Below are 20,269 nucleotides of genomic sequence, written 5' to 3' on the forward strand. Positions count from 1 at the left end.
ACTGACTGCCGAAGCTGCTAACTCTAAGTTTAAAATGGTTCAAGTAGAACCAGGTTTCAAAACGGGGGAAGAAGATACAGCTATTGCCATTGGACTTCGTAAAGATGACAACCGTATTAGCCAAATCAATGCTAGCATTGAAACCATTTCGAAAGATGATCAAGTTGCCTTGATGGATCGTATGATCAAAGAGCAACCTGCCGAAGCTACAACAACTGAAGAGACTAGCAGTAGTTTCTTTAGCCAAGTCGCTAAAATTCTTTCTGAAAACTGGCAACAACTCTTACGTGGTGCTGGTATCACCCTTTTAATCTCTATCGTGGGAACCATCACAGGTCTCATTATTGGACTTGCCATTGGTGTCTTCCGTACTGCTCCTCTATCTGAGAATAAAGCCATTTATGGCTTACAAAAACTAGTCGGCTGGATTCTCAATGTCTACATTGAAATTTTCCGTGGTACCCCAATGATCGTTCAATCGATGGTTATCTACTATGGAACTGCCCAAGCTTTCGGTATCAACCTTGACCGCACACTGGCTGCTATCTTCATCGTTTCGATCAACACTGGTGCCTACATGACTGAAATCGTCCGTGGTGGTATCCTAGCAGTTGACAAGGGACAATTTGAAGCCGCTACTGCTCTTGGTATGACCCATAACCAAACCATGCGTAAGATTGTCCTCCCTCAGGTAGTTCGTAACATCCTACCAGCAACTGGTAATGAATTTGTCATCAATATCAAAGATACATCTGTATTGAACGTTATCTCGGTTGTCGAACTTTATTTCTCAGGAAATACAGTGGCAACGCAAACCTATCAATACTTCCAGACATTTACAATCATCGCCGTGATTTACTTTGTCCTCACCTTCACCGTAACACGTATCCTACGCTTCATCGAACGCCGCATGGACATGGATACCTATACTACAGGTGCTAACCAAATGCAAACGGAGGATTTGAAATAATGACACAAGCAATCCTTGAAATTAAACACCTCAAAAAATCCTATGGACAAAACGAAGTGCTAAAAGATATTTCTCTCACTGTCCACAAGGGAGAAGTTATCTCTATCATCGGAAGCTCTGGAAGCGGGAAATCAACCTTCCTACGCTCCATTAACCTACTTGAAACACCAACTGATGGACAAATCCTTTATCATGGACAAAACGTCCTCGAAAAAGGCTATGACCTCACGCAATACCGTGAAAAGTTGGGAATGGTTTTCCAATCCTTTAACCTCTTTGAAAATCTCAACGTGCTTGAAAATACCATCGTCGCTCAGACAACTGTCCTTAAACGTGAACGAACAGAAGCTGAAAAGATTGCCAAAGAAAACTTGGAAAAGGTCGGCATGGGAGAACGCTACTGGCAAGCCAAACCAAAACAACTCTCAGGTGGTCAAAAACAACGTGTGGCCATCGCTCGCGCTCTTTCAATGAATCCTGACGCTATTCTCTTTGATGAACCAACATCAGCTCTCGATCCTGAAATGGTTGGAGAAGTCCTCAAAATCATGCAAAATCTAGCTCAGGAAGGCTTGACTATGATTGTAGTGACTCACGAAATGGAATTTGCCCGTGATGTCTCTCACCGTGTTATCTTTATGGATAAGGGCGTGATTGCTGAAGAAGGCAAACCAGAAGACCTCTTCACCAATCCTAAAGAAGACCGAACAAAAGAATTCCTTCAACGCTATCTCAAATAAAAAGAAAAGGCTGCATCAACCGTGCAGTCTTTTTGTTGTCCTCATACTCTTCGAAAATCAAATTCAAACCACGTCAGCTTCGCCTTGCCGTATTCAAGTACAGCCTACGGCTAGCTTCCTAATTTGCTCTTTGATTTTCATTGAGTATCAAAATGAAAAGGCAGACCTTATTCAAGAATCCGCCATTATCCAAAGATTAATCTTCAAATTTTTCATGATTTTTTTCATAGAAATCAATTAAACCTAGAGCTGTTTCAAACGAAATATTTTTTACTTTTGCACGCCCCTGCGCTAGAGCAATGATAGACATTTCACGCGCATTCGTTTCTTTAGAGATACGGTAGCCTGTGATCTTCTTATCACGAACCCAGCCAACAACTGATTCTACTTTTTCAAAGTTTGACTTAGCCATGTCCTTCTCCTATTTTCTTCTTTACGATATTTAATTGTATACGTTTTTATGTGTTTTGTCAATAAAAAAACATATATTCAATAAAAATAATGATTTATTTTTCTGTTACTATCTTATTAAAGCCGATAATATATAGGTTTTTGCTTACTATAAACCATTAGTAAATACCTTTAAAATAATTGCATTATTAACTCTTTTATTTGTAAAAATATTCATAATTTACAAATACCAGTTCGGGATAGGTTAGACAGGTTTTATCTTCAACTTTATTCTATTTATCCAACTTTAAAAGGACATTTCTAATAGCGGAAGACTTTCTCTCCACACTATTACTAACTATTATTTCTCTTCTCCTTCTTTGATATTCTTCCTGCCTTTATAAGCACTTTTCACTTGCTCAACTGGTACTATTTATTTACTTTATCAATATTCCTTTTTATTTTTTCAAACCTATAAAAAGATGATTAGTTAGGAAACAACGGTATCCTATCTTCCAACATTTTCCATTGTTTTTATCTTCTTAGTATCTTATCACTCTTCTCAGTCAACTCAGTATAAGGTTCCTCATTAGTATTGATTATTTTTTCTAATTCCTATTATATTTAGCCAAATTTCAGATTAGACATATATAAAATAGTTGATTCTAAAAATGCTCCTTATATATAACAAGTAATTTTACTCCCTTACTATAAACTGAATCAAAAATAATAGGTACTATAATGACTTGTGATAGAAATAGCCTAATCGATTTCCTAAGTCCATAGGAATCGCCCCCTTTCTTCACCCTCATTATAGCACCTATACATCAGTTGTGCAAATAATATGATATTTTTTTATTAGTCCTCAGACTAGCATATTATAGAGCGTTTCATTACCATTTAAGTTAATATAAGATGGATCAAAACCTTCCATTCGACGAATCAAACCTGCATAATCATGCTTATCTGCCAAGGCAATCCCAATCAATACTGGTCCTGTCCCCTTGCTAGCTCGTTTGATATACTCAAAACGTGTGATATCATCATTTGGTCCCAAGATATCATTTACAAATTCACGCAAGGCCCCTGGACGCTGTGGAAAATTGACCACAAAGTAATGCTTAATCCCATCATAAATCAGGGCACGCTCTTCCATTTCTGGCATACGGTTGATATCATTATTCCCTCCAGAAATGATACAACAAATGGTTTTCCCCTTGATATATTCAGCCAAAACCTCTAAAGAGGCGATACTAGCCGCTCCAGCAGGTTCTGCGACAATCCCTTGCTTAGAGTAGAGGTCAATCAAGGTTTCAGAAATCAACCCCTCATCGACACCTACTAAGGTTTGAACATGTTGACGAGTTGCTTCATAGGTCAATTGACCTACCTTTTGTACAGCAATCCCATCCGCAAATTTGTCAATTTCTTTGAGTTTAACAGGTCCACCAGCTTCAAAGGCGGCCTTCATGGAACGTGCCCCATTAGCCTCCACCCCAATGACTTCAATTTCTGGACTTGTTTCCTTGATATAGGTAGAAACCCCAGCAATGAGACCGCCACCACCAACAGGAACCAAAACCGCATCAAAATCAATCGACTCTTTTCGAGCTTCTTCTAAAATCTCATAAGCAACTGTCCCTTGACCTGCTTGAACATGGGCATCATCAAAAGGATCAATAAAGGTACGATTTTCAGAGACTGTAAATTCTTGGGCTGCTTTGGCTGAAGCATCAAAGGTATCCCCAACTAGTTTAATGGTTACAAAATCCCCACCAAAAAAGCGAACTTGACCAATCTTTTGTTGCGGAGTAGTAATTGGCATGAAAATAGTTGCAGGAATCTTCATTTCATTACAAGTATAGGCAACTCCTTGCGCATGATTCCCCGCAGAGGCACAGACTACCCCACGCTCACGCTCTTCCTTGCTGAGCTGGGAAATAGCATAATAGGCACCACGAATTTTAAAAGAGCGAACACGTTGGGCATTTTCCTTTTTCAAATAAATCTTAGCACCATACTTCTCCGATAAATAATGGTCGTAATCCAGCGGTGTATTCACAACCACACCGTTCAAGACCTTATGAGCCTTGATTATATCTTTTGAACTTAACATCTTTTTCTCCTAGACTATTTCATACTTATCGCAATCCATTCTTTTAAAAAGAGATGAATTGATTATAAAAGCGAGTTAGTCCCCCAACTCGCCTTCACCTTAATCTCTATCAATTAGTTATAGATTTTGAATGCATCATCGTCGTTTTTACCAACGAATGGCATTGCTTTACGCAATTCTGCACCAACTTTTTCAATTTCAAGGTTAGCTGCTTGTTCACGGTAAGCAGTCAGTTTTGGACGTCCAGCTTTATAGTCATTTACAAAGTCATTTGCAAATTTACCATTTTGGATGTCTGCCAAGACAGCTTTCATGTTTTCTTTAACTTGCTCAGTGATTATACGTGGACCTGACACATAGTCACCGTACTCAGCAGTGTTTGAAATTGATTGACGCATTTTCTTGAATCCACCTTCGTAGATCAAGTCAACGATCAATTTCATTTCGTGAAGAACTTCAAAGTAAGCCAATTCTGGGGCGTAGCCTGCTTCTGTCAAGACTTCGAAACCTGCTTCGATAAGGGCAGTCAAACCACCACAAAGTACAGCTTGTTCACCAAACAAATCTTCTTCAGTTTCTTCTTTGTATGTTGTTTCAAGAAGACCTACACGGGCTGCTCCAACACCTTTACACCAGTCCATAGCAATGTTTTTCGCATTTCCTGTTGCATCTTGATATACTGCGTAAAGAGCTGGAACACCAAATCCTTCTTCATAAGTACGACGTACCAAGTGTCCTGGTCCTTTAGGAGCACACATGAAGACATCTACATCTGCAGGAACTTTGATAAATTCAAAGTGGATGTTGAAACCATGAGCAAATCCAACTGCGTTTCCAGCTTCCAAGTTTGGAGCGATTTCTGCTTCGTACAATTCTTGTTGGATTTCGTCTGGTGCCAAAATCATGATAACATCAGCCAATTTAGTTGCTTCTGCTACTGTGTAAGTGTCAAATCCATCTTCTTTTGCTTTGTCAAAAGATTTACCTGGACGTACACCGATGATAACATCGCGACCTGAATCACGCAAGTTTTGAGCATGCGCATGTCCTTGTGAACCATAACCGATAACGGCAATTTTTTTACCGTCAAGTGCTGCTACTTTAACATCTTTTTCGTATTCCATTTGAACTGCCATAGTTTTTCTCTCTTTTCTATTATTTATTGCCTTTTAGGCTGGTTTAACAAATTTAAAATATTTTTATACTCAATGAAAATCAAAGAGCAAATTAGGAAGCTAGCCGCAGGCTGCTCAAAGCACTGCTTTGAGGTTGTAAATAAGACTGACGGAGTCAGTAACATATACCTACGGCAAGGCAAAGCTGACGTGATTTGAAGAGATTTTCGAAGAGTATTAATCGCGGGTAAATCCAGTTGCACCAGTTCGAGCAATATTGCGAATACCGTATGGTCGAATGACTCGCAACAGAGCTTCACTCTTTTCAGCATTTCCTGTCATCTGAATGGTAATCGAGCTTGGCGCTACGTCTACCACTGTTGCACGGAAAGGTTGAATAATGGCTAGAATCTCAGCTCGCTTCTCAGCTGGTGCTGACATCTTAACCAAAATCACCTCGCGCTCCAAATGAGGCTTGTCTGTAATATCTCGAATGCGAATCACATCAATCTGACGATTGAGCTGTTTGATAATTTGCTCCACCTCATCATGTGAAGCAACATCAATAATAATGGTGATACGCGATACATTCGGATCTTCTGTTGCTCCAACAGAAATGCTTTCGATATTAACCTGACGGCGAGACAGGACACCGGTAAAGCGATTGAGGACTCCTGAACGATTTTGTAGTTTTGCTGTTAACATTCTACGCATGGAACTTCACCCCCAACATCTCATGATTACTCTTACCAGCTGGTACCATTGGTAACACCTGTTCCTTACGAGAAATATCTACCTCGATTAGCATAGGAACATCCTCAGTGATGACTTCAAGATCTTGAGCCAAGGTCTCAGGATTGTCAAACTTATAGTTTTTAATGCCATAAGCCTGCGCCATCAGTTGGAAATCAGGAAGGGTATCAAAAACTGACTCTGATGTTCTACCTTCATAGAAGGATTCCTGCCACTGGCGAACCATTCCAAGCGAGTGGTTGTTCAGCATAACCACCTTGATTGGCACCTTGTAAATGTTCAAAATAGCCAATTCCTGGTTAGTCATTTGGAAACCACCATCTCCAACGAACAAAACTACTTCCTTATCCGGGTTGGCAATTTTAGCACCGATTGCAGCTGGAATTCCGAATCCCATGGTTCCCAAACCACCTGAAGTCACTAACTGACGCTCATTTTGGTATGGATAATACTGGGCTGTCCACATTTGGTGTTGACCAACGTCTGTTACCACAATGGCATCTCCATTCGTCAGTTCACCAATTCGTTCAATAACGGCTTGCGGTTGGACCACACGCTCTTTCTTGTCATAAGAACGAACACGGTTCTTGTCTTTAGTAACTTTCTCAATCCATTTTTCAGTATTGTTATGAACTGTTGGTTCTGCCAACAACATTTGCAAAGCCTTCTTAGCATCTCCAACTACAGGAATATCTGCACTGATAATCTTACCAATCTCAGCTGGATCAATATCAATGTGAGCAACCTTAGCATTCTTAGCAAAGGTCTTAGGATTCCCCGTCAAGCGGTCATCGAAACGGCAACCAATACTAATCATAAAGTCCGCTTCCGTCATGGCAATATTAGCTGCGAATGACCCGTGCATGCCTCCCATTCCAAGGAAGAGTGGATGACTCGTTGCAATCGTTCCTTGTCCCAAAAGACTGGTTACCACTGGAATTTGATAGCGCTCTGCAAATTCATTTAATTCTGCAGCTGCTTCAGCATAACTAATTCCACCACCAGCTAGCAAGACTGGTTTTTTAGCCTTAGATAATTGCTTCAAGATTTTCTTGATTTGCATATCATTTGGCTCAAGAGTCGGCTGATAGCTTGGTAAATTAACTTCTGGTGAATAAATGAAGTCTGTTTCCAAAGCAGATACATCTTTTGGTAGGTCAATTACGACCGGCCCTGGTCGACCTGTAGTTGCGATATGGACGGCTTCCGTAATGATACGCGGAATATCAGCTGTCTCACGAACTTGGTAATTGTACTTAGTGATTGGCATGGTAATTCCCACAATGTCTGCCTCTTGAAAAGCATCCTTCCCAATCCCTGCTCGCGCAACCTGACCTGTAAAGACCAAAAGGGGAACACTATCGCTCATGGCATCCGCAATCCCTGTAATGGCATTTGTTGCTCCTGGTCCGCTAGTGACGACGGCAACACCCAACTTTCCAGTTGATTTGGCATAACCTTCAGCTTCATGCAGACAACCTTGCTCATGGCGTCCTAGAATGTGGCGAATGCCTTTAAAATTATATATCGCATCATAAAAAGGCAAGACTGCACCACCAGGATAACCAAAGATGGTATCAATTCCTAAATCACGAAGTGTTTCCAAAACTAGGTCCGACCCCGTCTTAGGAGATTCTAAACTGATTTTCTCCATTGTTCCCCTTTCTCTTCTCTTAAAAATAACTTGTTACTATCATACCATTTTTTCAAAATTTTTCAAGAGAAAAGAAGAAATTTTCTGAATTTTCTATTTTAACGTTTATTTATGAATATTATTATTGTTTTTATAAGTTTTAAAAGGTAATTTATATTCTTTTTCAACTTATTTCTATTGATAATTATATATTTCTTCCGCAAATTTCTTTAACTCATTTTTATATGAAATTTTTTATGAGTGCATGTTTTCAGAATCTATAAAATTTATCGGAACTATACAAAAAAGGAAGCCACTAAGTGACTTCCTTCTAGAGTGAGGACAGATTAGTCTTCACCTTTGTTTTTCTTAATGATTTCTTCTTGTACTGACTTAGGTACATCTTCGTAGTGGTCAAATACCATCATGAATGTACCACGTCCTTGAGATGCAGAACGAAGAACTGTTGCGTAACCGAACATTTCAGCAAGTGGAACGTAAGCACGAACAATTTGGCTGTTACCGTGTGCTTCCATACCATCTACACGTCCACGACGAGCAGTTACGTGACCCATAACATCACCAAGGTTTTCTTCTGGAACAGTGATTGTTACAAGCATCATTGGCTCAAGGATAGCTGGTTGTGCTGATTTAGCAGCTTCTTTAAGAGCAAGTGAAGCCGCGATCTTGAAGGCAGTTTCAGATGAGTCGACATCGTGGTATGAACCATCGTAAAGCTTAGCTTTAACGTCAACCATTGGGTAACCTGCAAGAACACCATTAGCCATAGATTCTACCAAACCTTTTTCAACCGCTGGGATAAATTCGCGAGGAACCACACCACCGACGATTGCGTTTTCGAATTCGAATCCTTTACCTTCTTCATTTGGAGTAAATTCAATCCATACATCACCGAATTGACCTTTACCACCAGACTGACGTTTGAAGAATCCACGTGCTTGAGTAGAAGCGCGGAATGTTTCACGGTAAGATACTTGAGGAGCACCTACGTTTGCTTCAACTTTGAACTCACGACGCATACGGTCAACAAGGACGTCAAGGTGAAGCTCACCCATACCTGAGATAACTGTTTCACCAGTTTCAACGTTTGTTTCAACGCGGAATGTTGGATCTTCTTCAGCCAATTTTTGAAGGGCGATACCCATCTTGTCTTGGTCAGCTTTAGATTTTGGCTCAACCATCAATTGGATAACTGGTTCTGGAACGTTGATTGACTCAAGGATGATTTTAGCTTTTTCATCTGTCAATGAGTCACCAGTTGTAGTATCTTTCAAACCAACGGCAGCAGCGATATCACCTGAGTAAACAGTGTCAATTTCTTGACGGCTGTTAGCGTGCATTTGAAGGATACGTCCGATACGTTCACGTTTACCTTTAGAAGTGTTCAATACGTATGAACCTGATTGAAGAACACCTGAGTAAACACGGAAGAATGTCAAACGACCTACGAATGGGTCAGTCATGATCTTGAAAGCAAGAGCTGCAAATGGCTCTTCGTCAGATGCTGGACGAGTTTCTTCTGCGTCTGTATCTGGGTTAACACCTTTAATCGCTGGAATATCAAGTGGGCTTGGAAGGTAGTCAATAACCGCATCAAGCATCAATTGAACACCTTTATTCTTGAAGGCTGAACCACACAATACTGGGAAGAATTCAACGTTGATAGTCGCTTTACGGATACCAGCTTTCAATTCTTCGTTAGTGATTTCTTCACCTTCGAGGTATTTCATCATCAATTCTTCGTCAGTTTCAGCAACTGCTTCGATCAATTTTTCACGGTATTCTTGAGCTTGGTCAAGGTATTCAGCTGGGATGTCTTCTTCAAGAATATCTGTACCAAGGTCGTTAGTATAGATTTCAGCTTTCATCTTGATCAAGTCGATGATACCACGGAAGTCATCTTCAGAACCGATTGGCAATTGGATTGGGTGTGCGTTTGCTTGAAGACGATCGTGAAGTGTGCTTACAGAGTAAAGGAAGTCAGCACCGATTTTGTCCATTTTGTTGGCAAATACGATACGTGGAACTCCATACTCAGTTGCTTGACGCCAAACTGTTTCAGTTTGAGGCTCAACACCTGATTGTGAGTCAAGAACGGTAACCGCACCATCCAATACACGAAGAGAACGTTGTACTTCGATTGTGAAGTCCACGTGTCCTGGTGTGTCGATGATGTTTACGCGGTGGTTGTTCCATTGAGCGGTTGTCGCAGCAGATGTGATAGTGATACCACGTTCTTGTTCTTGCTCCATCCAGTCCATTTGTGACGCACCTTCGTGAGTTTCACCGATTTTGTGGATTTTACCAGTGTAGTAAAGAATACGCTCAGTAGTTGTTGTTTTACCAGCATCGACGTGAGCCATGATACCGATATTACGAGTTTTTTCAAGTGAAAATTCGCGTGCCATGAGGTTTGTTTCTCCTATTTATTTTTGATTTCTATTCTATTATAACACGATTTTAATAAAAACGGATAGGCAGGACCTACCCGTTCTCAATGTTTTCATGCTATTGTTGGTTTCAACTTGTAGATTTACAAATTGAATCGAACTCGGGCTAAAGTTAGTTAGCCGATTTGAGCTGGAACGGGATGCTGTGTGAAAAAGATAAACTTCCTTGTATTCATCGAATACTGCGTCAGTTTCCTATTTTCACCTTGCATCCTTACCGTTCCTAGCATCATGATATAGTTGAGCTCAAGCTAAAAGTCTGGAGAAAAAGATGAATCTCATTGGTTGCAATCGCAACCTGCTTTGATTCCCTATTTTCCCTGGGACTTTCTTAACGCTTTCGCATCCTATCTTACCAACGGAAGTGTGCGAATGCACGGTTAGCTTCAGCCATACGGTGAGTGTCTTCACGTTTCTTAACAGCTGCACCAGTATTGTTAGCAGCATCCAAGATTTCTTTTGCAAGACGGTCTTGCATTGTGTGTTCACCACGAAGACGAGCGATTGTTACCAACCAACGAAGTCCAAGTGTTGTACGACGTTCTGGACGAACTTCAACTGGGACTTGGTAGTTAGAACCACCAACACGACGTGCACGTACTTCAAGTACAGGCATGATGTTTTCCATAGCTGTTTCAAATACTTCAAGTGCATCGTTTCCAGTAGCTTCTTTGATTTGCTCAAAGGCACCGTAAACGATTGAAGCAGCTGTACCACGTTTACCATCAAGCATAACGCGGTTGATAAGACGAGTAACTAGTTGTGAATTGTAAAGCGGATCTGGCAATACGTCACGTTTTGGAGCTCTATTTTTACGACTCATTTCTCTTTATCCCCTTTCCTTATGCTTTTGGACGTTTAGTACCGTATTTAGAACGGCCTTGTTTACGATCGTTAACACCTGCAGTATCAAGTGCACCACGGACGATATGGTAACGTACCCCTGGAAGGTCTTTTACACGTCCACCACGAAGAAGAACCACGCTGTGCTCTTGCAAGTTGTGTCCGATACCTGGGATGTAGGCAGTAACTTCGATAAGGTTGCTCAAACGTACACGAGCGAATTTACGAAGGGCTGAGTTAGGTTTTTTAGGTGTCATTGTTCCAACACGAGTTGCAACACCACGTTTTTGTGGTGAAGAAACGTTTGTTTGAACTTTTTTATGACTGTTGTAACCAACGTTCAAAGCTGGTGATTTAGATTTTTCTACTTTTGATTTACGCGGTTTGCGAACCAATTGGTTAATTGTAGGCATCTACATTCTCCTGTGTTTTTTTATTTTTGGTGATGATACACTTGGTGACAGCTATCATCTGTGTGTACTTTTGCAACATTTGTCAGCACGTCCCTGTACACTCTTGAGAGACCAAAAGTAAAAAGTACCGTCTATTATTGTAACAAAATTTTCCCTTGGTTGTCAAGATATTTTTCTTTTTTTATCGTCTTTCCAATCTTTAAATTCTGATCAGAACAAGAAGATTAATCATAACTATTTGTTCCTTCAATTATAGTCTTTTGAAGTTGGCGGAGCTAGATGCTTCTGTCACTAGGAAATATGACAAATGTCATAAAAAAAGAAAGTTGTAAAATCAACTTTCTTTTTAATATTTTAAATTTTTATTCCACACTAAATAGGTATGGGTAAACTGGTTGTTGGCCTTGGTGAATCTCGACTTCAACGTCTTCGAATTCTTCTGCGATTTCTTGAGCAATTTCATTAGCAAGTTCTTCGCTTCCATCTTCACCAACATAGAAGGTTACGATTTCACTATCTTCATCCAACATATGTTTCAATGTTTCAGTCAATGTTTGGTGCATATCAGGGTTTGACACGAGGATTTTCCCATCCACCATACCTAGATTATCGTTTTCATGGATTTCTAAGCCATCAATGGTTGTATCACGCACAGCTGTTGTGACGCTTCCACTAACGACATCGCTAAGGGCTGCAGTCATACGCTCTTGGTTTTCTTCGATGGACTTGCTTGGATCAAAGGAAAGAAGACTTGTCAAACCTTGAGGAAGAGTACGAGCTTCCACCACTACTGCTGGTTGCTCCAAAACTTCTGCTGCAGATTGAGCCGCCATAAAGATATTTTTGTTGTTTGGCAGGAAGATAATGTTACGAGCGTTGACCTGTTCAACAGCCTTGATAAAGTCTTCTGTTGAAGGGTTCATAGTTTGACCGCCCTCGATAACATAATCCACACCTTGAGAACGGAAGATATCTGCTAGACCTTTACCAGCCACTACAGCAATCAAAGCATACTCTTTTTCTTCAGCAGGCTTGCTAACTTGGGCAGCTTCTTTCTCAACCTGTGCTTCGTGTTGGTTACGCATATTGTCAACTTTTACCTTGACCAAGCTACCATATTTGAGACCTTCTTGCATAACAAGTCCTGGATCTTCTGTATGGACATGGACTTTGACAATTTCATCATCATTGACAACAAGGAGAGAATCTCCAAGCTCATTCAAGTAGTTACGGAATTCATCGTAGTCAAAATCTTTGGCATAAGTTGGACCTTGCTTGAGAGCTACCATGATTTCAGTACAGTAACCAAAGGTGATGTCCTCAGTCGCTACATGACCAGCTACAGATTTATGATGTTCTGCATTGATCATTTCACTCATGTTGGCAGGAGTCGCTACAAAGTCCTCAGATGCAATATATTCACCAGTAAGGGCTGAAAGGAAACCTTCGTAGATGAAGACCAGTCCTTGACCACCCGAGTCCACAACGCCAACTTCTTTCAATACTGGAAGCATGTCTGGTGTTTTAGCTAGAGCTGTTTTAGCACCTTCCAAGGCTGCGCGCATGACTTCAACAGCGTCATCAGTTTGCTCAGCTTTTTTCTTAGCACCGATAGCAGCTCCACGAGAAACTGTCAAAATCGTTCCTTCAACTGGCTTCATAACTGCTTTATAAGCAACTTCCACACCTGATTGGAAGGCAAGGGCCAAGTCTTGACCTGTTAACTCGTCTTTATCCTTGATGGCTTGTGAAAATCCACGGAAAAGCTGAGATGTAATAACTCCTGAGTTCCCACGCGCACCCATCAAAAGACCTTTGGCAAGAATGCTCGCTACCTCGCCAACTGTAGAAGCTGGCTTGTCTGCAACTTCTTTAGCTCCATTTTCAATGGTCATTCCCATGTTTGTTCCAGTATCTCCATCTGGAACTGGAAAGACGTTTAATGAATTGACATATTCAGCTTGCTTATTCAAGCGAGTTGATGCAGCCTGCACCATTTCTTGAAATAAGCTAGTAGTAATTTTTGACACGGTTATTCTCCTACAACTTTGATATTTTGAATGTAGACATTTACAGTCTGAGCAGTAATTCCAAGCTGGTTTTCCAAGCTAAAACGAACACGCTCTTGAATGTTTTTTGACACTTCGCTAATCTTTGTTCCGTAGCTCAACACGGTATATACATCAACTGCAATACTGCCATCTTCGGCCGCCTTTACGACGACACCTTTGGAATAATTTTCCTTACCTAGAAGGGCTTGGAAATTATCTTTGAGGGCATTTTTACTAGCCATACCGACCACACCAAAAATCTCAGTTGCTGCTCCACCTACGACGGTTGCAATCACTTCATCTGTTAGTTCGATTTGACCATCTTTTGTATTAATTTTTACAGTCATCCTTTTTACCTCAACTAGTTGATACTCTATTTTATCATATTTCAGCCCAAGTGTAAAAGCAGAATACTGTATCAGCGGATATTTACTCCGTTTTTCAAATGATTTTATACCCACAACAAAAGAAAAAAGACCCTAAGGTCTCCTTACTTTTATTATTAAACGCGTTCAACTTTACCTGATTTCAAAGCACGAGCTGAAGCCCAAACTTTTTTAGGTTTACCATCGATAAGTACAGTAACTTTTTGAAGGTTTGGTTTTACGGCACGTTTTGTTTGGTTCATCGCGTGTGAACGGTTGTTTCCTGATACAGTCTTACGACCTGTAAAGTAACATACTTTAGCCATTTGTGTTTTCCTCCTATTAGATCTAATATAGCGGATGTGCTAGCACCACATACCGTACTATGTTATCACACTTTCTTCATTTTTGCAAGGGAATTGGAAGATTTTTTTATTTAACGTAGACAATTCCCAACTTCCCAAAAGCCACATCTCCACGGATAATCAAGGTTTTGCTGGTTGGGGCTAGAGGAGTATCTGCCTTGGCTACGCCACAGAAAGTTTCTACCTTTAAATCAACTCCCCAATGTTGAGGAACATAGATAACTGCATTCCCAAAACCGACTTCTATCTTCAAGGTTGCGGTATCTCCTAAAATCTCTGCATTGTCATAATATATCTTGGCATTGCCAAAACCAACTTCTACTTGATCTTCTACCAATTCTTGCTCTTGCTTGTAGAAAGTCCCACTTCCAAAAGCAACTTCCTTATCTGTTAGAATGGTCTTTTTACCATCATACCACCATTTTTCCCCGTTCCAAGTTCTGTTAGAATGAGTGAGTGCGCTGACACCCATTACGATTAAAATACTAGCCAAAATAAGTGAAACAGGAGATAGCTGAATCCAATTATAAAAAAGATTCACTATATTTAACGCTATTAATGCTAAAAAAGTAGCTCTTGTCCAATGATGTCTAAGAAAAGATTCTACCGCCTTATAAAGGAGAAAAGCAATAAAGATGAAGGGAGAATACTTAGTCTCCAGGGATGGGACACCATAATGTCCCTGAAACAGAATCCATGCCGCCAAAATAAGCAACACAATACCAAATGCTTTCTTTTTCATGTTCTTACCTCATGTTTCTTAGATTTTCTTTTAGGAGGGATTGGTAATGTCGTGAGACATGAACCTCCTTGTGGGTCTGATAAAAGGAAATGGTGCCCGTTCCTGAAAAGGACTTGTCCACCGAGTAAACCTGCCGAATATTAGCGATCGTTGACTTGGATACCCGACTGAAATAGCGAGGAAGGATAGCCTCTAACTCATAGAGTTTAAGCCGAACTTCGTAGGCATCTTTCTGGGTATGGGCATAAATCTTGCTCCCTTCTGTCTCAAAGAATAGAATTTCCGACAAATCCAGATAATATTCACCCGTCCCCCTGTAAAAAATCAACCTAGGAGACTTGGACTCTTGCAAGAGCCGCTGCAAATCCGCAATTTCATCTGTCAAAGCCGCCGCCTTGATGACAATTTCAGTTTCCTCTAAATTGCTGTCAATTTCGATTCGTAACTTCATTCCATCTCCTTTCTGACTCTACTATATCAAAGCCAAAATAAGAAAACAAGAGCAAAAAAGCAAGTGGTTACTTTAGACTCGTAAGTGGTTGTGGGACCGCCTTAACTTACAGGTCAAAATAGAAAGAAAATCACACCCCACGCAAGACCACAAATATAACCAACTACTACATCCTTGGGATAATGCACGCCACCTGAGACTCTCACTAGACCGAGGAGGGCTGACAAGACCAATAAGATAACCCCTACAGATAAACTATCATGTAAGCAAGCCATGGAGATAATGGTTGCTGAAAAGACATGACGACTGGGCATTGACTGACCAGGACTATCTCTGTCAAGCAAGGGTTTAATAGCCCATTCCTCATAAGGCCTAGGAGTATTGATTTTCTTACGAAGAAAGGACAAAATCACAAAACCTGATGCAGGGATAAACAAATAGATCCCTACCTGTTTCCCAAATCCTTCTTGGAGATAGGCAGTGGCTAACAAGGTCAGATAAACTATAGGCATAACTACCGTCATGAAGCGATTGAAAGTTCTTAACAAGCTCAGAAGAAAGGGCTTATTTTCAATCTTACCAGCAACGTGGCCATACCATTCTTGATAAATTTTCATATATTTTCTCATCATTTACTCAAATTTTGCTTATAGGGAAGCACTTGTCTTCTAGTATAGTGCAGAAAAAGAAGGCCGTCAAGCCTTCTTTCGATTTATTCTTCTGCTTCATCTTCTGTAAACTGACTGTTGTAGAGGTCAGCGTAGAAACCAGCTTGTGCCATCAGATCATCATGATTGCCTTGCTCGATGATATTGCCATCTTTCATAACCAGAATAAGATCAGCATTTCGGATAGTAGACAAGCGGTGGGCTATGACAAAGGAAGTTCTGCCTTCCATCAAACGGTCCATGGCTTTCTGGATTAACTCTTCCGTCCGTGTATCAACCGAAGAGGTCGCTTCATCTAGGATTAGGAGTGGTGCATCTTTCAGCAAAGCACGAGCAATGGTCAAGAGTTGTTTTTGCCCGACAGACAAGGTTACTGTGTCGTCCAAGACTGTATCGTAACCATCTGGTAGGGTCATAATAAAGTGGTGAATCCCTACAGCCTTGCTGGCTTCGATCACGCGCTCATCACTAATCCCATTTTGGTTATAGATGAGATTATCTCGGATAGTACCTTCAAAGAGCCAAGTGTCCTGCAAGACCATTGAAAAGGCATCGTGTACTTCCGAACGCTTCATCTCCTTGGTATCCACACCATCGATACGGATACTTCCCTTATCAATCTCATAGAACTTCATCAAAAGATTGACAATAGTTGTCTTACCAGCCCCAGTCGGTCCGACAATGGCAACCTTTTGACCTGCATGAGCAATCGCAGAAAAGTCATGGATGATAGTTCTCTCTGGTGTGTAACCAAAGGAAACTCGATCAAAGACCACTTGACCTTTCATATCGCTCAATTGTCTTACTTTATGGGATTCATCTTCCATCTCCTCTTCAGCTAGAAATTCGAAGACGCGTCCCATGGCTGCACTAGCCTGCTGAAGACTAGTAACCCCTTGGGCAATTTGTGAAAGGGGCTGAGAAAAGATACGAACGTAGGCCATAAAGGCAACGATAATCCCGATACTGATGTGTCCATTTAAGGCCAAGGCTGCACCAACGATAATCACCAAGGCATAGCTAAAGTTCCCAATAAACATCATAATCGGCATCATAATCCCTGAAATAAACTGAGACTTCCAGATACTGTCATACAGACGATGGTTTAATGTTGCAAATTCTTCTTTCGTGCTCTCGATAGCATTGTAACTGGTCACCACATTATGGCCAGAGTACATTTCCTCCACATAGCCATTGACAGCTGCCAAATCTTGTTGCTGACTCTTAAAAAATCCCTGTGATTTGCCCATAAAGACAGACACGAAAGCAAAACCAATAAGAGTTGACACAACCGTCACCAAAGCTAAAATCCAGTTCATCCCAAACATGGTTACCAAGACTGCTAAGACCAATAAACTAGATGAAAGAACTGTTCCCAGACTTTGATTAAGGGACTGGGCTGCAGTGTCAACGTCATTGGTTACACGAGACAAAGTATCCCCCTGAGAGTGTCCATCAAAATATCCCAATGGTAGGCTATTTATTTTCTCTGCAATGGCTCTTCTCAAACGCTCTGAAAAACGTTGAATAGCTGTTGTAAACAGAAATGCCTGTAAATAATTTGATAGAAGTCCGATCACATAAATCGCGGCCAAAAAACCACCAATAGCTGCAACCGCCGCGACATCCACACTTGTTTCCAGACCACTGGCAATAATATTAGTCATTTCCTTGATGCGGGTTGGACCATATACAGTAATGATATTGGATACGATTGTTGCTAGAAAGGCGATTAGAAGGGCAAACTGGAGGCCTGCAAGATAGGGTTTAGTCTGTTTCCAGAGAGACATTTTCTTATTTTCCATGTTCCAATTCCTCCTTCGATAGTTGTGAATAGGCAATTTCTTGGTAAACTCCGTTATTAGCTAGAAGTTCCTTGTGGGTGCCTTGTCCCACGACTTTCCCTTGATCTAAAACCAAAATCAAATCTGCATCCATAATCGTTGAAATACGTTGTGCGACGATGAGTTTGGTCATAGACTTGGTTTTCTCTGCTAGCTCTTGGCGAAGAACTCGATCTGTCTTGTAGTCCAAGGCTGAGAAGGAGTCATCAAAGATGAGGATTTCTGGCTTCCGAGCTAAGGCACGCGCAATTGCTAGACGCTGTCTTTGGCCACCTGAGAAGTTGGTTCCTCCTTGGGCCACTTCTGACTCTAAGCCCGCTTCCTTGTCTTCGATAAAGTTCTTAGACTGGGCCAACTCCAAAGCCTGCCACATAGCCTGCTCACTAAGTGGTGTTTCTTGACTCTGTCCAAAATCTAAATTGCCCTTGACATCGCCTGAAAAGAGAACCGCTTTCTGGGGAATATAACCAACCTTGTTGCGCAAATCTTTCAAGTTATAGTCTTGAACATTGACACCGTCCACCAGAATTTCTCCTGCTGACACATCGTAGAAACGTGGAATCAGATTGACCAGAGTTGATTTACCAGAACCTGTTGACCCAATAAAGGCCACTGTTTGACCAGCTTCTGCTCTAAAGCTAACATGCTCGATAACCGCCTCCGAATTTGCCGCATAGCGGAAGGTCACATCCTTAAATTCGACCTGACCTTTGAGGTTTTCATCAGCCAGCTGCACTTGAGCAGGGTTTTGGATAGAAGAATGCAAATCTAAAACTTGATTAATCCGCTTAGCAGAGACCATAGTTCGGGGAAGAACGATGAAGAGTGCTCCCATGAGAAGGAAGCCCATGACAACCTGCATAGCATAAGACATGAAAACAATCATGTCACTAAAGAGAGGCAGACGCGCTATCGGAGCAGCGTCGTTAATCACATAGGCCCCAATCCAGTAAATCGCCACACTCAAACCACTTGAAATCCCCATCATGATAGGGTTCAAAATAGCCATAAGACGGTTGACAAACAAATTCAAGCGTGTCAATTCATCATTTGCTGCTGCAAATTTTTCATTTTGGTAATCCTCTGCATTGTAGGCACGAACGACACGAATACCTGTTAAACTCTCACGAGTGATACTGTTCAGTTTATCTGTCAGCCCCTGAATCAAAGACTGTTTTGGAAAGGCCAGCGTCATCAAAACAGTCGTCATCAGGACGTTGACAATCACTGCCACAAGTACGGCCCAGAGCCAGTATTCTGAATGACCTAAAATCTTCCCGATAGCCCAGATAGCCATAATTGGACCACGCGTAACTACTTGCAAGCCCATGGTAATCAACATCTGAACTTGAGTAATATCATTAGTGGTACGCGTTAAGAGACTAGGAATAGAGAATTTCTTAATCTCTGTCTGTGAGTAGTCTAAAACTCGATTAAAAATATCACTTCTCAGCCTACTAGTATAAGAAGCAGCCACTCGGGAAGCAAAAAATCCAACTGCAACTGCGGATAAGAAGGCTAGAAAGGACATTCCCACCATCATGCTTGCCGGCTGCCATAACTCATCCAAGTTGGTTCCCTGAGTTCCTAGTAAATCAGTGATTTTAGAGATATAGGTCGGCACTTCCAACTCTAGATAAACCGAAAAGCAGGTAAAGAGAATGGCTAGTAAAATCATCCCCCATTCTTTTCCACTAATTCGTTTTGCTAATTTCTTCATTCTCTCCTCCTATTCCCTTGATATTTGCCTGTAGTTGACCGAGAACTTTCTCAAAAATCAGTAATTCATCTTCATCAATGTCTTCCATCAACTGCTTATCAATTCGTTCAAAAAAAGCCTTAACCTCTTGCATCTGAGAACGTGCTTTGTCCGTCAAACGAACAAATTTTGCCCGCTTATCGCTAGAACTCACCTCCAATTCCACCAAACCATTTTGCACCATACGCTTGACCAAATTACTAGCAACAGACTTGGTAATTTTGAGTTCCTGCTCGATATCTTTAATCAAGACCAAGTCTTGGTTTTTCTCACGATTATCCAAAAAACGCAGAACCTGACCTTGAGGCCCACCCATAAATTCAATACCACAACGTTTGGCTTCCTTTTGCACCATCAAGTGAAGCTGATGACCAAAACGCTTAAAAACTAACATCGGCTTATCCATACTTACTCCTTTCTAACCATTGTATTTAGTTCTCCTGGGAACTATTTTACCACTTTGAAAAGAGATGTCAAGAAAAAAGTTTTCATGAGAACTATCTTAGTTTAAATTGACATTAGGCAATGTCTTTTATATAATAAGCACTAACTACTGTGGATAGAAATCCATTCACTCAAT

The 20,269-nt window shown here is 41.0% G+C and carries 19 protein-coding genes; 2 read left to right on the forward strand and 17 right to left on the reverse strand.

Annotated elements, in window-relative coordinates:
• On the forward strand, window positions 1-970 hold a 970-nt coding region (locus PAN06_RS01945; RefSeq protein WP_269795444.1), incomplete at its 5' end, for an ABC transporter substrate-binding protein/permease.
• The gene (locus PAN06_RS01950; protein ID WP_125392905.1) at window positions 970-1,710 is read left to right on the forward strand and encodes an amino acid ABC transporter ATP-binding protein; all 741 of its coding nucleotides are present in this window, start codon (window positions 970-972) and stop codon (window positions 1,708-1,710) included. The genes PAN06_RS01945 and PAN06_RS01950, both read left to right, overlap by 1 nt.
• 196 nt (window positions 1,711-1,906) lie before the next feature.
• On the opposite strand, the gene PAN06_RS01955 is transcribed toward PAN06_RS01950, so the two are convergent.
• The 17 genes from PAN06_RS01955 to PAN06_RS02035 form a co-directional block, all read right to left on the reverse strand.
• Window positions 1,907-2,122: a hypothetical protein gene (locus tag PAN06_RS01955; protein ID WP_001130036.1), complete on the reverse strand. Its 216-nt coding sequence runs from the start codon at window positions 2,120-2,122 to the stop codon at window positions 1,907-1,909.
• 843 nt (window positions 2,123-2,965) lie between these two features.
• Window positions 2,966-4,216 carry a threonine ammonia-lyase IlvA gene (gene ilvA / locus PAN06_RS01960; protein WP_000952976.1) on the reverse strand — a complete coding sequence of 417 codons (1,251 nt, stop codon included), beginning with the start codon at window positions 4,214-4,216 and terminating at the stop codon, window positions 2,966-2,968.
• A 113-nt stretch (window positions 4,217-4,329) separates the two neighbouring features.
• Window positions 4,330-5,352: a ketol-acid reductoisomerase gene (gene ilvC, locus PAN06_RS01965; protein ID WP_020902728.1), complete on the reverse strand. Its 1,023-nt coding sequence runs from the start codon at window positions 5,350-5,352 to the stop codon at window positions 4,330-4,332.
• A gap of 216 nt (window positions 5,353-5,568) precedes the next feature.
• Window positions 5,569-6,045, reverse strand: a complete 477-nt coding sequence (gene ilvN, locus PAN06_RS01970; protein WP_001253803.1) for an acetolactate synthase small subunit — start codon at window positions 6,043-6,045, stop codon at window positions 5,569-5,571.
• A complete protein-coding gene (locus PAN06_RS01975) occupies window positions 6,038-7,738 on the reverse strand; it encodes an acetolactate synthase large subunit (RefSeq protein WP_000411735.1) in 1,701 nt (566 codons plus the stop codon). The genes ilvN and PAN06_RS01975 overlap by 8 nt, the downstream gene beginning before the upstream one ends.
• 326 nt (window positions 7,739-8,064) lie before the next feature.
• Window positions 8,065-10,146 (reverse strand): elongation factor G, encoded by a 2,082-nt coding sequence (gene fusA, locus PAN06_RS01980; RefSeq protein ID WP_045612723.1) that lies wholly within the window; start codon window positions 10,144-10,146, stop codon window positions 8,065-8,067.
• Between the two features lie 394 nt (window positions 10,147-10,540).
• Window positions 10,541-11,011, reverse strand: a complete 471-nt coding sequence (gene rpsG, locus PAN06_RS01985) for a 30S ribosomal protein S7 (protein ID WP_000087873.1) — start codon at window positions 11,009-11,011, stop codon at window positions 10,541-10,543.
• A 19-nt stretch (window positions 11,012-11,030) separates the two neighbouring features.
• The gene (rpsL, locus tag PAN06_RS01990; protein WP_001142332.1) at window positions 11,031-11,444 is read right to left on the reverse strand and encodes a 30S ribosomal protein S12; all 414 of its coding nucleotides are present in this window, start codon (window positions 11,442-11,444) and stop codon (window positions 11,031-11,033) included.
• A gap of 362 nt (window positions 11,445-11,806) precedes the next feature.
• Window positions 11,807-13,474, reverse strand: coding sequence for a DAK2 domain-containing protein (locus PAN06_RS01995; protein ID WP_269795445.1), 1,668 nt, complete (start codon window positions 13,472-13,474; stop codon window positions 11,807-11,809).
• A 2-nt stretch (window positions 13,475-13,476) separates the two neighbouring features.
• A complete protein-coding gene (locus tag PAN06_RS02000; protein WP_000216437.1) occupies window positions 13,477-13,842 on the reverse strand; it encodes an Asp23/Gls24 family envelope stress response protein in 366 nt (121 codons plus the stop codon).
• Between the two features lie 155 nt (window positions 13,843-13,997).
• Entirely contained in the window at window positions 13,998-14,186 is a 189-nt protein-coding gene (gene rpmB / locus PAN06_RS02005; protein WP_001140948.1) for a 50S ribosomal protein L28, read from the reverse strand.
• Between the two features lie 106 nt (window positions 14,187-14,292).
• Window positions 14,293-14,967 (reverse strand): hypothetical protein, encoded by a 675-nt coding sequence (locus PAN06_RS02010; protein ID WP_212573602.1) that lies wholly within the window; start codon window positions 14,965-14,967, stop codon window positions 14,293-14,295.
• A gap of 4 nt (window positions 14,968-14,971) precedes the next feature.
• The gene (locus PAN06_RS02015) at window positions 14,972-15,418 is read right to left on the reverse strand and encodes a LytTR family DNA-binding domain-containing protein (RefSeq protein ID WP_269795446.1); all 447 of its coding nucleotides are present in this window, start codon (window positions 15,416-15,418) and stop codon (window positions 14,972-14,974) included.
• Between the two features lie 113 nt (window positions 15,419-15,531).
• Window positions 15,532-16,035: a phosphatase PAP2 family protein gene (locus PAN06_RS02020; protein ID WP_269795447.1), complete on the reverse strand. Its 504-nt coding sequence runs from the start codon at window positions 16,033-16,035 to the stop codon at window positions 15,532-15,534.
• A gap of 95 nt (window positions 16,036-16,130) precedes the next feature.
• Window positions 16,131-17,891: an ABC transporter ATP-binding protein gene (locus tag PAN06_RS02025; protein WP_269795448.1), complete on the reverse strand. Its 1,761-nt coding sequence runs from the start codon at window positions 17,889-17,891 to the stop codon at window positions 16,131-16,133.
• The gene (locus PAN06_RS02030) at window positions 17,881-19,650 is read right to left on the reverse strand and encodes an ABC transporter ATP-binding protein (RefSeq protein ID WP_269795449.1); all 1,770 of its coding nucleotides are present in this window, start codon (window positions 19,648-19,650) and stop codon (window positions 17,881-17,883) included. Before PAN06_RS02030 ends, PAN06_RS02025 begins: the two co-directional genes overlap by 11 nt.
• Window positions 19,625-20,095, reverse strand: a complete 471-nt coding sequence (locus tag PAN06_RS02035; RefSeq protein ID WP_269795450.1) for a MarR family winged helix-turn-helix transcriptional regulator — start codon at window positions 20,093-20,095, stop codon at window positions 19,625-19,627. The genes PAN06_RS02030 and PAN06_RS02035 overlap by 26 nt, the downstream gene beginning before the upstream one ends.
• Between the last annotated feature and the right edge of the window lie 174 nt (window positions 20,096-20,269).

The organism is Streptococcus sp. SM3 (genome assembly GCF_027497875.1).